General features: G+C 54.5%; 12 protein-coding genes. 8 read left to right on the top strand and 4 right to left on the bottom strand.

The window, feature by feature from the left end; all coding sequences use genetic code 11:
• Positions 1-24: 24 nt before the first annotated feature.
• Together cho and nadE are read right to left on the bottom strand one after the other, a co-directional pair.
• The gene (gene cho / locus ABLU87_RS19630; protein WP_122116715.1) at positions 25-885 is read right to left on the bottom strand and encodes an excinuclease Cho; all 861 of its coding nucleotides are present in this window, start codon (positions 883-885) and stop codon (positions 25-27) included.
• A gap of 106 nt (positions 886-991) precedes the next feature.
• Complete coding sequence (nadE, locus tag ABLU87_RS19625; RefSeq protein WP_004850083.1) at positions 992-1,819, bottom strand: ammonia-dependent NAD(+) synthetase; 828 nt, start codon at positions 1,817-1,819, stop codon at positions 992-994.
• A 230-nt stretch (positions 1,820-2,049) separates the two neighbouring features.
• Between nadE and osmE the strand changes: the two genes are divergently transcribed.
• From osmE to chbG, 7 genes are all read left to right on the top strand, one after another.
• Positions 2,050-2,388 (top strand): osmotically-inducible lipoprotein OsmE, encoded by a 339-nt coding sequence (osmE, locus tag ABLU87_RS19620; protein ID WP_004850085.1) that lies wholly within the window; start codon positions 2,050-2,052, stop codon positions 2,386-2,388.
• Positions 2,389-2,672: 284 nt separating this feature from the next.
• Entirely contained in the window at positions 2,673-2,993 is a 321-nt protein-coding gene (chbB, locus tag ABLU87_RS19615) for a PTS N,N'-diacetylchitobiose transporter subunit IIB (protein ID WP_004101340.1), read from the top strand.
• 167 nt (positions 2,994-3,160) lie between these two features.
• Positions 3,161-4,519: a PTS N,N'-diacetylchitobiose transporter subunit IIC gene (gene chbC, locus ABLU87_RS19610; protein WP_004850089.1), complete on the top strand. Its 1,359-nt coding sequence runs from the start codon at positions 3,161-3,163 to the stop codon at positions 4,517-4,519.
• 54 nt (positions 4,520-4,573) lie between these two features.
• A complete protein-coding gene (chbA, locus tag ABLU87_RS19605; RefSeq protein ID WP_004850090.1) occupies positions 4,574-4,921 on the top strand; it encodes a PTS N,N'-diacetylchitobiose transporter subunit IIA in 348 nt (115 codons plus the stop codon).
• Positions 4,922-4,933: 12 nt separating this feature from the next.
• On the top strand, positions 4,934-5,773 hold the full coding sequence (chbR, locus tag ABLU87_RS19600; protein WP_071532282.1) for a transcriptional regulator ChbR: 840 nt from the start codon (positions 4,934-4,936) through the stop codon (positions 5,771-5,773).
• Between the two features lie 102 nt (positions 5,774-5,875).
• Positions 5,876-7,222: a 6-phospho-beta-glucosidase gene (locus ABLU87_RS19595; protein WP_009653470.1), complete on the top strand. Its 1,347-nt coding sequence runs from the start codon at positions 5,876-5,878 to the stop codon at positions 7,220-7,222.
• A gap of 12 nt (positions 7,223-7,234) precedes the next feature.
• The gene (gene chbG / locus ABLU87_RS19590) at positions 7,235-7,993 is read left to right on the top strand and encodes a chitin disaccharide deacetylase (protein ID WP_014228984.1); all 759 of its coding nucleotides are present in this window, start codon (positions 7,235-7,237) and stop codon (positions 7,991-7,993) included.
• A gap of 42 nt (positions 7,994-8,035) precedes the next feature.
• Here the strand turns inward: chbG and katE are convergent, their stop codons facing one another.
• On the bottom strand, positions 8,036-10,294 hold the full coding sequence (gene katE, locus ABLU87_RS19585; RefSeq protein ID WP_122116714.1) for a catalase HPII: 2,259 nt from the start codon (positions 10,292-10,294) through the stop codon (positions 8,036-8,038).
• A gap of 181 nt (positions 10,295-10,475) precedes the next feature.
• Here katE and cedA point away from each other — a divergent pair, with 181 nt between their 5' ends.
• Entirely contained in the window at positions 10,476-10,730 is a 255-nt protein-coding gene (gene cedA, locus ABLU87_RS19580) for a cell division activator CedA (protein ID WP_071532283.1), read from the top strand.
• A gap of 74 nt (positions 10,731-10,804) precedes the next feature.
• Here the strand turns inward: cedA and ABLU87_RS19575 are convergent, their stop codons facing one another.
• Positions 10,805-12,196: an L-cystine transporter gene (locus tag ABLU87_RS19575; RefSeq protein WP_014228987.1), complete on the bottom strand. Its 1,392-nt coding sequence runs from the start codon at positions 12,194-12,196 to the stop codon at positions 10,805-10,807.

Here is a 12,196-nt window from a genome sequence, read left to right as displayed (position 1 = left end):
AGCGCATCGGGGCTGACATTCGCCTCACAGAGGATGGAGCTTATAGCGGCCGCTGAGCAGCGGCTTACACAATATTTTATAACCGTCATGGTCAAATTTGGCCGACAGGCGCGTGAGTGATGACGCCTGCGACAGAGACTCTACCGCGCCAAGCCAAAGCCAGTTTTGAATAATGTGGTATTGGGTCATATCCTCGCTGCTCTCTTCCAGCGCGATCGCCCCGGCCCAGGGCCAGCATACCAGCTGCATCTTTTGCATATTGTCGACCAGACGCTGCTGGTGTGTTTCAACGCTCTCTTTTCCGCAACAGGCGCCCGCGCAGCGGCCGAGCGCTGAACGAAAGCAGGCCCGCCCGCGGTTGAGCGGCTCGAGGCCCATTAATCCGTAGCACAGGCGATGCTCGTCGGCAATTTTTTGCAGCGCCTGCAGCGCCGCGCGGCGGTTGGCAAAAAGACCATAGAGATCGCTTTGCAGGGAAAAATCCAGCTCACTGGCGTACACCACCTGCGGACGGGCGTCAGCCAGGCGTAATGAACATAGCTGTCGGTTTTGCCGCAGACGCTTATTGAATAGCGGCTGCTGTTCTTTAATGAGCTGTGCCTCTAATAAGAGTGCGCCCAGCTCTCCCGCCGTTCGTTGCCAGGTAATGCGCCGGGACTGGCGCAGCATCGCCGCTTCGTCGGGCGTGCGCAGATGCGACAACACCCGGCTGCGGATATTCACGCTTTTCCCGATATAGAGCGGTAGGGTATCGCTTTCGCCGTGGAACAGATACACCCCCGGCTGCCTGGGCAAAGCCTCAAGCCACGGTCGCAGATGTTCGGGATACTCATAAATTGCCACCGCTTCAAATTCGAGACGCGGGGCGGATTGCCTTCTTGCCACTTTTGCTCCTGGTGCTGGTTATTTATCCAGTATAGCAGTCGAAGGAAGAGGCGAAAAGGATAAAAAATCGCCCCGAACCGGGTCGGGGCGGAGGGGGAGAGGCGAATTACTTTTTCCAGAAGTCGTCGAAGACCGTAATCGGCGGTCGGCGTTTATGCTCGGTTTTCAAATACCAGCCTTCAATCGTTTTCGCAATTTTCTCATCCAGCGCTTTGCCTTCCAGATAATCATCGATATTTTCGTAGGTCACGCCCAGCGCCACTTCGTCCGGCAGGGAGGGGCGGTCGTCCTCAAGATCGGCGGTCGGCAGCTTTTTATACAGATGCTCCGGGCAGCCTAGCTGGGCCAGCAGCTGTTTGCCCTGGCGTTTGTTAAGGCGAAAGATAGGGTTAATATCCGTACCGCCATCACCGTATTTGGTGAAGAATCCGGTAATGGCTTCCGCCGCATGGTCGGTACCCACCACGACGCCGTGGGTCATTCCGGCGATGCTGTACTGCGCCTTCATGCGTTCGCGGGCTTTTTCGTTACCGCGAACAAAGTCGCTAAGTTCAATCCCGGCCTCGCGCAGCGCCTGTTCGCTGGCCAGCACGGCGCCTTTGATATTGACCGTTAATACGCGATCCGGCTGAATAAAAGCGATAGCGTCCTGGCAGTCCTGCTCATCCGCCTGCACGCCGTAGGGCAGGCGCACGGCAATAAACTGCAGGCTGCTGTCACCGGTTTCGGCACGCAGTTCGTTGATGGCTAACTGACACAATTTACCGGTTAGCGTTGAATCCTGGCCGCCGCTGATGCCGAGGACCAGTGATTTAATAAAAGGGTATCTCTGAAGATAGGCCTTCAAAAAGTCTACGCTGCGGCGTATCTCGGCTTCGACATCGATCTGGGGTTTTGCGCCCAGCGCCTGAATAATCTCTTGTTGTAGCGTCATTGCGCCCTCCGGGAAGTGAATCTGTTTGCCAATCAGCAGTGGTTTAACCTACCTCTTTGCCGGTAAAACGACAAGGATCACAATTTTGAGTGAAGCAAAAGCAGGCAACCTCAACAAGAGGGGATTTATTATTGGAAAGCTCTTAATTTCGCTTCATTTCCACCTTCGGCTTGAAAAATAACGATATTTATTCCAGGCTTATTAACACGCCAAAAAAAAGAGGATGGTATATGAACAAGCATTTTGCAGGATTTCTGGGCGCAGCAGCAGTATTGACCCTGCTGGCAGGGTGTACGGCCTACGACCGTACGAAAGATCAGTTTACTCAACCCGTGGTTAAAGACGTTAAGAAAGGCATGACCCGCGCGCAGGTTGCGCAAATTGCCGGTAAACCTTCATCAGAAGTCACGATGATCCACGCGCGCGGTACCTGCCAGACATATATCCTGGGTCAACGCGATGGTAAAATTGAAACCTACTTCGTTGCGCTGGATGAAACCGGCCGCGTGATGAATTCTGGTTATCAGACCTGCGCCGAGTACGATACCGACCCACGCAACAGTAAGTAACGCCCCGCCATAGTGCTGATTCCTACGAAAGCCCGACCATTGGTCGGGTTTTTTTATGAGTTCTGATGCTTATTTAATTGCGCGAATTATTTGAGGGAAATGTGAAGGCAGTCAAAACGCGAGGTCAATGAGAGACAATTCTGTTCAAGGAGGAATTATCCTGCTGCCGATCGATGCCGTATACTCAATGCATAAACAATACTAATTCAAAGAAACATCTCTTACCGCCTCTCAGGCATCAATGATGCAGAGAGGACCGGGTCACACAAATTGAGGAAGCGTTCATGGAAAAGAAACATATCTACCTGTTCTGTTCTGCTGGGATGTCGACATCACTGCTGGTATCGAAAATGCGTGCCCAGGCCGAGAAGTATGAAGTGCCGGTGATTATTGAAGCATTTCCGGAGACCTTAGCCGGTGAAAAAGGACCTGATGCGGATGTCGTATTATTAGGCCCACAAATTTCCTATATGCTGCCGGACATTCAGCGTTTACTGCCAAATAAACCCGTAGAAGTCATTGATTCTGTTCTGTACGGTAAGATCGATGGTTTAGGTGTTCTGAAAGCGGCCGTTGCGGCCATTAAGAAAGCTGCTGCACAATAATTTTATTTTAAAACTCGACATATTTCGGATAGCAGCGGTTAGAATTTCGTGAGGGTGTGTTTTAGCTGCTCGCTGTCCGAAATACCCAGAGTTTATTTTCCCGTCAAAGAGTAATTTCATCTATCATTGCCGCAGTGACTATATTGCGGCCTTAAAGGGTATTTATTATGAGTAAAGTGATTGACTCGCTTGAAAAGGTACTCCTGCCTTTTGCCGTCAAAATAGGAAGACAGCCCCACGTCAATGCAATTAAAAACGGCTTTATTAAGTTAATGCCATTGACGCTAGCCGGGGCGATGTTTGTTTTAATTAACAACGTGTTTTTGAGCTTTGGCGACGGCTCATTCTTTTATTCAATGGGCATCCGTCTGGATGCGTCTACAATAGAAACGCTTAACGGTTTTAAAGCTATCGGTGGTAACGTTTATAACGGTACGCTTGGCATTATGTCGCTCATGGCGCCTTTCTTTATTGGCTCCGCTTTAGCTGAGGAGCGGAGAGTAGACCCGATGGCCGCCGGTTTACTGGCCGTTGCGGCATTTATGACCGTCACGCCTTATAGCGTCGGTGAAGCCTACGCCGTGGGTGCGAACTGGTTAGGCGGCGCCAATATCATTTCTGGTATTGTCATCGGGCTGGTCGTTGCCGAGATGTTCACCTTTATCGTGCATCGCAACTGGGTGATTACGCTGCCGTCCAGCGTGCCGGCTTCGGTTTCCCGTTCATTCTCTGCGGTCATCCCGGCCTTTATCATCCTCTCGATTATGGGGATTATCTCCTGGGCGTTGACCCACTGGGGGACTAACTTCCACCAGATCATCATGGACACTATCTCCACGCCGCTGGCTTCAATGGGCGCCGTCGTAGGCTGGGCATACGTCATTTTCACCTCGCTGCTGTGGTTCTTCGGCGTACACGGGTCGCTGGCGCTGTCAGCGCTGGATAGCGGAATCATGACGCCGTGGGCGCTGGAAAACATTGCAACCTACCAGCAGTACGGTTCCGTCGAGGCCGCGCTGGCCGCGGGTAAGAGCTTCCATATGTGGGCCAAGCCGATGCTGGATTCCTACATCTTCCTTGGCGGTACCGGCGCGACTCTGGGCTTAATCATCGCCATCTTTATCGCTTCACGTCGTGAGGATCATCGTCAGGTGGCGAAACTGGCGCTGCCGTCAGGCATCTTCCAGATTAACGAGCCAATCCTGTTCGGTCTGCCGATCATTATGAACCCGGTGATGTTTATCCCCTTCATTCTGATTCAGCCTCTGCTGGCGGCTATCACCATGACGGCTTATACCCTGGGCATCATTCCGCCGATTACCAATATCGCGCCGTGGACCATGCCGACCGGTTTAGGCGCCTTCTTTAACACCAACGGTAGCGTAGCCGCTCTGCTGCTGGCCCTGTTCAACCTTGCTGTGTCCACCCTGGTCTACCTGCCGTTTGTGGTGATTTCCAACAAAGCGCAGGGCGTCATTGAGCAGGAAGAGAGCGAAGAAGATATCGCTAACGCACTGAAATTCTAATATTGAGCCGGTACGGGAGATTTCCCGTACCGTCCTGGAAATAAGGGAGTCATTATGTTTGATCTGGATAACATCGCAGCAGAAGAGACCGCGGTAAACGACCTCGAAGAGGTGGTGATGGGGCTGATTATCAACTCCGGTCAAGCGCGCAGCCTGGCTTATGCCGCGCTGAAGCAGGCAAAGCAGGGAGATTTCGAGGCGGCGAAAACGATGATGGAACAGTCGCGCATGGCGCTGAGCGAAGCGCACCTTGTGCAGACGCAGCTGATTGAGAGCGATGAGGGTGAAGGCAAAATGAAGGTGAGCCTGGTGCTGGTTCATGCGCAGGATCATCTGATGACCTCAATGCTGGCTCGTGAGCTGGTTGCCGAATTGATTGAGCTGCACGAGAAGGTACAATAGGTCATCGACACGATGAGGCAGCCAAAGATGATGACCACTGAAATCAGTACAGCCCGGGAGCAACAACTCTTTAACGGCAAGAACTTTCATGTGGTCATCTATAACAAAACGGAGAGCGTAAGCGGGCTTCACCAGCATGATTACTACGAGTACACCATCGTTTTAACCGGGCGCTATTATCAGGTTATTAATGGCAAGCGGGTGCTGCTGGAGCGCGGGGATTTTGTCTTCATCCCAATGGGGTCGCATCACCAGAGTTTTTATGAATTTGGTGCGACGCGCATTCTTAACGTTGGCATCAGCAAAAGTTTCTTTGAGAAACACTATCTGCCGCTGCTGCCGTTTGGTCTGGTCGCCTCACAGGTCTATGCCGTTAAAAGTACTTTTCTCAGTTATATTGAGTCGGTTATTGCATCACTGAATTTTCGCGAAACTGAATTCGACGAATTTATCGAGCTGGTGTCTTTTTACACCCTGAATCGTTTGCGGCATTATCGTGAAGAACCTACGGAAGACGTTATTCCGCAATGGTTAAAAAATACCGTTGAGGGTATGCACGATAAGCTTAAATTTGGCGAGGGGGCGCTGGAAAATATGGTCGAGCTTTCCGGGAAAACTCAGGAATACTTAACCCGGGCCACCCAGCGTTATTATGCCAAAACGCCGATGCAGATGATTAACGATATTCGCATCAACTTCGCCAAAAAACAGCTGGAGATAACCAACTACTCGGTGACCGATATCGCCTATGAGTCGGGGTACAGTAGCCCAAGTCTGTTTATTAAAACATTCAAGAAGCTGACTTCTTTTACCCCCAGCAGCTATCGGAAACACCTCACCAGTATTAATTAACCGGGCGCGGAATAGTCCGCGCGGTCTAAATATTCAAATTAACTGTCCGTATTTAAACGGAGAGCGGGTGCCGCATACGCGCTATCCGCAAGGGAGAAAAAGATGAGCCAGAAATTGAAGGTAGTGACTATCGGCGGCGGCAGCAGCTATACCCCGGAATTACTGGAAGGATTCCTGAAGCGTTATCATGAACTGCCGATTAGCGAACTGTGGCTGGTGGACGTCGCGGAAGGGCAGGAAAAGCTCGATATTATCCATGCGCTGTGCCAGCGCATGGTGGAAAAAGCCGGCGTCCCGATGAAAGTCTACAAGACCCTCGATCGCCGCGCGGCGCTGGAAGGCGCAGATTTCGTCACCACCCAGCTGCGCGTCGGCCAGCTTAAGGCGCGCGAAAAGGATGAGCGTATTCCGCTGAGTCACGGCTATTTAGGCCAGGAAACCAACGGCGCGGGTGGACTGTTTAAAGGTCTGCGCACCATTCCGGTCATTTTTGACATTGTGAAAGATGTGCAGGAAGTCTGTCCGAACGCCTGGGTGATTAACTTTACCAACCCGGCGGGCATGGTGACCGAAGCGGTTTATCGTCATACCGGCTTTAAGCGCTTTATCGGCGTATGCAATATTCCTATCGGTATGAAGATGTTTATCACCGATGTGCTGAAGCTGAGCCCGAGCGATGAGCTCAATATCGATCTGTTTGGTCTGAATCATCTGGTGTTCGTGCGGGATGTGCTGGTCAACGGCGTTTCGCGCTTTGACGAGCTGCTTGATGGCGTGGCGTCGGGTCGATTGAGCGCAAACTCGGTGAAAAATATCTTTGATTTGCCGTTTAGCGAAGGACTGCTCCGTTCGCTGCGCCTGATCCCTTGTTCCTATCTGCTCTACTACTTTAAGCCAAAAGAGATGCTGGCGATTGAAATGGGCGAGTACTACAAAGGCGGCGCCCGCGCGCAGGTGGTGCAGAAGGTTGAGAAACAGCTGTTTGAGCTGTACAAAGATCCGGATCTGAACGTTAAACCAAAAGAGCTGGAACAGCGCGGCGGGGCGTATTACTCCGACGCGGCCTGTGAAGTGATTAACGCCATTTACAATGATAAGCAGGCCGAACATTACGTGAACGTGCCGCACCATGGCCACGTGGATAACATCCCGGCCGACTGGGCGGTCGAGATGACCTGTACGCTGGGTCGCGACGGTGCGAAACCGACACCGCGCATCACGCATTTCGACGAAAAAGTGCTGGGGCTGATTTACACCATTAAAGGCTTTGAAGTCGCGGCCAGCGAAGCGGCAATCAGCGGTAAACTGGATGACGTGCTGCTGGCGCTTAACCTGAGCCCGCTGATCCACTCCGATCGTGACGCCGAACAGCTGGCGCGTGAGATGATCCTTGCGCACGAGCAGTGGCTGCCAAACTTTGCGGCGACTATCGAAAAACTGAAACAGTAACGGGAGCGGCTTATGGAACGCGTGTTAATCGTCAATGCCGATGATTTTGGCCTCAGCAAAGGGCAAAACTACGGCATTATCGAAGCCTGCAAGAACGGTCTGGTCACCTCCACGACGGCGCTGGTCAACGGCGCGGCGATCGGCCACGCTGCCCAGCTTAGCCGCTGCGTCCCTGAGCTGGCGGTGGGGATGCACTTTGTCCTGACGCTGGGCGAACCGCTGTCGGCGATGCCGGGCTTAACCCGCGAAGGTCGTCTCGGTAAGTGGATTTGGCAGATGGCGGAAGAGGATAGCCTGCCGCTGGATGAGATCGCGCACGAGCTGGAGTGCCAGTACCGGCGCTTTGTCGAGCTGTTTGGCCATGAGCCGACGCATATCGACAGCCATCACCATGTGCATATGATTGCGCAGATTTACCCCATCGTCGCGGCCTTTGCGCGCGAAAAGGGGGTGGCGCTGCGGATCGATCGGCAGCTGGCGACGCTGTCAGGTTTAGCGCAGGATGCGGCGCGCAGCAGCGACGGCTTTACCAGCGAGTTTTACGGGGAAGGGGTTTCGGAAGCGCTGTTTCTGCAAACCCTGGATGCCTCTATCCAGCGTGATGAGCGATCGCTGGAGGTGATGTGCCACCCGGCGTTCGTTGATAACACGATTATGGGTAGCGCCTATTGCTACCCGCGCCTGACCGAACTGGACGTGCTCACCGCCGAGTCGCTGAAGTATGCGATTGCCGAGCGCGGCTACCGGCTCGGCACCTATCGCGATGTGTAAGTAAAGAGAAGTGAGAAGCCCGGCAGAAATGCCGGGCTTTTTTTACGCCGGGATCGCGGAGATTTTGGCGCTTCTCGACCACACCCGATGCGCCGCCATCAGGGTAATCAGCGCATCCACCGACGCATTATCGATGGCGTCCGTCTCAACGATGCCTTCTTCCCCCTGACTGGCAACCTGCAGCGGCGCTTTGCACTGCCGGGCATCGCCTGCCAGCAGAATCGGCTTCAGGTGTTTATAGGCTTCCAGCAGGTAGTAGTGGAAATCACCATTGTTGCTCAGGCTTTGCAGATCGCCGCCGGGAACAATGACCGCGTCCACGGTAAGCGATGGCGACCCGGCAAAGGTCCCGGCCACCGGCAGCTCGGTGCGGTCATCGGCCTGCACTTTCCCCATTCGGGAATAGAGTAATTTGGCATGCACCCCGTGCGCTTTGAGCGCCTTGAGCAGCGTCAGGAGCTCTTTGGCGACCGGACGATCGTTAAGCAGTACCGCTACCACCCGGCCTTTTACGTCACCGCTGGGAATAGCGTACAGGCTTAACGTAGGATCCTTTTTCAGACCGTTAACATCCGGCGGCGGCGTGATGCTGCGCTGTTCGTCGGTGAGCTCAATACCCAGATTTTTACCCACCGCCTGAGCCAGCTGCAGGTCGATATGCGCCAGCTGATCGACCACCCGCTCGCGGATCCACTCCCTGACGACCTTGCTCAGCTCGAAGCTGAATCCGTCGATAATATGCTGCTGCTCAATAGGCGTCTGGCTACGCCAGAACAGCAGGGGCTGCGAGTAATATTCGCCAAACGACGGACTGCGCTGGCGAATCTTTTCCCCGTCAACCCGCTCGGCATAGGATTCAAAGCCGCCGCGTTTCGCGGCCGGCGGCGTCTCCCGCGGCCAGTTATCGTTGATGGAGTTAGGTTCATAGTTTGCCGGGTTGGTATCAATATCCATCCGGTGCATGCCGTCGCGCTGGAAATTATGGTACGGGCAGGTGGGTTTATTGATAGGGATTTCATGGAAATTCGGCCCGCCGAGGCGGCTGATCTGCGTATCGGTATAGGAGAAGAGTCGGCCCTGCAGCAGCGGATCGTTGCTGAAGTCTATCCCCGGAACGATATGCCCTGGATGGAAGGCCGCCTGTTCGTTTTCGGCAAAGAAGTTGTCCGGGTTGCGATTGAGGACCATCTTACCGACGCGCTGCACCGGGACCAGCGCTTCCGGAATCAGCTTGGTGGGATCCAGCAGATCGAAATCAAAAGCAAACTCGTCCTCTTCCGGGATCAGCTGTAAGCCCAGCTCGTACTCAGGATAATCGCCGGCTTCAATCGCTTCCCATAAATCACGGCGGTGGAAATCGGGATCGCGACCGGTCAGCTTTTGCGACTCGTCCCATACCAGGGAGGCTTTGCCCGCGACCGGCTTCCAGTGAAAACGTACGAAGGTGGCTTTACCTTCCGCGTTAATCAGGCGGAAGGTGTGGATGCCGAACCCTTCCATCGTGCGGTAGCTGCGGGGCAGTCCGCGGTCGGACATCGCCCACATCACGTTATGCAGCGTTTCGGGCTGCAGTGAGACGTAATCCCAGAACGTGTCGTGTGCGCTTTGCCCCTGCGGGACGGCCCAGTGCGGCTCGGGTTTGACCGCGTGGACGAAATCAGGGAACTTGATCGCGTCCTGAATAAAAAAGATCGGCGTGTTGTTGCCGACCAGGTCAAAGATGCCCTCGTCGGTATAAAACTTGGTGGCAAAGCCGCGGATGTCGCGCACCGTATCGGCGGAGCCTGCGCCGCCCTGAACGGTGGAAAACCGGACGAAGACCGGCGTTTTTTTCTGCGGATCGCAGAGGAAAGTCGCTTTGGTGATATCGCTTAAATCGCTGTACGCCTGGAAATAGCCGTGCGCAGCGGAGCCGCGGGCATGGACGATCCTCTCAGGAATGCGCTCGTGGTCAAAATGGGTGATTTTTTCGCGCAGGATAAAATCTTCCAGCAGCGTGGGGCCGCGTTTGCCAGCGCGCAGCGAGTTCTGGTCGTCTGCGATGCGTACGCCCTGATTGGTGGTGAGCGCAAAATCCTCGCCGCCTTTACGCTGTTTTTCAAGGGCATCGAGCTTTTCGCTGTGCGTATCCGGGGCTTTCATACTGCCCGGGGCGGTCGGCTCTTCACCTGGGGCGGTGGGATGCGGCGTGGGCCGCCAGTTCTGATCTTCGGGGGCTAAGGCATCCAGACCTGGTTTTGCTTCCCGGTCGTCGTGAACCGGTGATTGATGGGGTTGCGGGTTATGGTGTTTATCAGACATTGCTCGCTCCTGCTTTCATTGCTGAAAATGGTCGTTGCTAAACCAAAACCCTTCTAATTGTAGAACATCATTTCAAGAATATATTTTTATAAGAGTTTTACTACTAAAGGGCCGCAAGCTGGGGGCGACGAAAGGGGGCTTTTTCGGCTATGATAGGGGTTTCTGTTTCCCGCTGTGTTTAGTGAATCTATTTGTGATGAAACCACTTCGCCAACAAAATCGTCAGGTCATTAGCTACGTGCCGCGAGTCGAGCCTGCGCCGCCGGAACACGCCGTCAAAATGGATGGTTTTCGCGACGTCTGGGTTTTGCGGGGTAAATACGTTGCTTTTGTGCTAATAGACGAACATTTTCGTCGCTCCCCTCCGTTTAACGTGCCGGAAGCGGCGCAGCGCTGGGCGACGCAAATGAGGCAGGAAGGTGAAATCGACGCCTGAATGTGCCGGGCACAATAAAAAAAACGCTGAAATCAGCGGTTTTTTGTTTTTAATAACCTGAAGTGCGGGCCCGCTTAGCGGTGCGCGAGCTCCGCGTCTTCTTCGCTATCGAGAATAGCTTTATCGGTTTGACGCAGCCACTGGCTGGTCAGGGTACCGGCGGTCATGGAACCGCTTACGTTCAGCGCGGTACGGCCCATATCAATCAGCGGCTCAACCGAGATCAGCAGCGCCACCAGCGTGACCGGCAGGCCCATCGCCGGCAGGACGATCAGGGCGGCAAAGGTCGCGCCGCCGCCCACGCCAGCGACCCCGGCGGAACTGACGGTCACGATGCCCACCAGCGTCGCAATCCACAGCGGATCGAGCGGGTTAATACCGACGGTAGGGGCGACCATCACGGCGAGCATCGCCGGATAGAGGCCCGCGCAGCCGTTCTGCCCGATCGTGGCGCCGAACGATGCGGAGAAGCTGGCGATAGACTCCGGCACGCCCAGGCGACGCGTTTGCGCTTCCACGTTCAGCGGAATAGACGCCGCGCTGGAGCGGCTGGTAAAGGCGAAGGTCAATACCGGCCAGACTTTACGGAAGTACTTCAGAGGACTCACGCCGTTGACCGCCAGCAGCAGACCGTGCACCACGAACATGATGCCCAGACCAATATAGGAGGCGATAACGAAGCTGCCGAGCTTGATGATGTCCTGCAGGTTAGAGCCCGCGACTACCTTGGTCATCAGCGCCAGCACTCCGTACGGCGTTAACTGCATCACCAGGCGCACCAGCTTCATTACCCAACTCTGCAGCGTGTCGATGGCGGTGAGTACGCGCTGGCCTTTGGCGACGTCATCTTTCAGCAATTTCAGCGCCGCGACGCCGAGGAACGCGGCGAAGATAACCACGCTGATAATCGACGTTGGGTTCGCGCCGGTCAGATCGGCAAACGGGTTTTTCGGTACGAAAGAGAGGATCAGCTGCGGGACGCTCAGGTCCGCGACTTTACCGGCGTAATTGCTCTGAATGGCGTTGAGGCGGGCGGTCTCCGCGCTGCCCTGAACAAGCCCTTCGGCGGTCAGGCCAAACATATTAGTGACCAGCACCCCGACCAGCGCCGCAATCAGCGTGGTGAACAGCAGGGTTCCAATACTGAGGAAGCTGATTTTACCCAGCTGCGAGGCATTATGCAGACGGGCGACCGCGCTCAGAATGGAGGCGAAAACCAGCGGCATGACGATCATTTGCAGCAGTTGAACATAGCCGTTACCGACGATATTGAACCACTGGATAGAATCCTTCAGCACCGGGCTGTCGGAACCATAGATAAGCTGTAGCGCCAGGCCGAAGACAACGCCGATCGCCAGACCGACCAGCACTTTTTTAGCGAGGCTCCACTGTTTATGGCGGGTTTGGGCCAGCGCCAACAGTAAAACCGCGAACACGACTACGTTCGCTATTAATGGAAAGTTCAT

The sequence above is a fragment of the Klebsiella sp. CB_Kp196 genome (genome assembly GCF_040061575.1).
In the GTDB taxonomy this organism is placed as follows: Bacteria; Pseudomonadota; Gammaproteobacteria; order Enterobacterales; family Enterobacteriaceae; genus Klebsiella; species Klebsiella michiganensis.
This window is presented reverse-complemented; position numbering and strand designations above follow the sequence as displayed.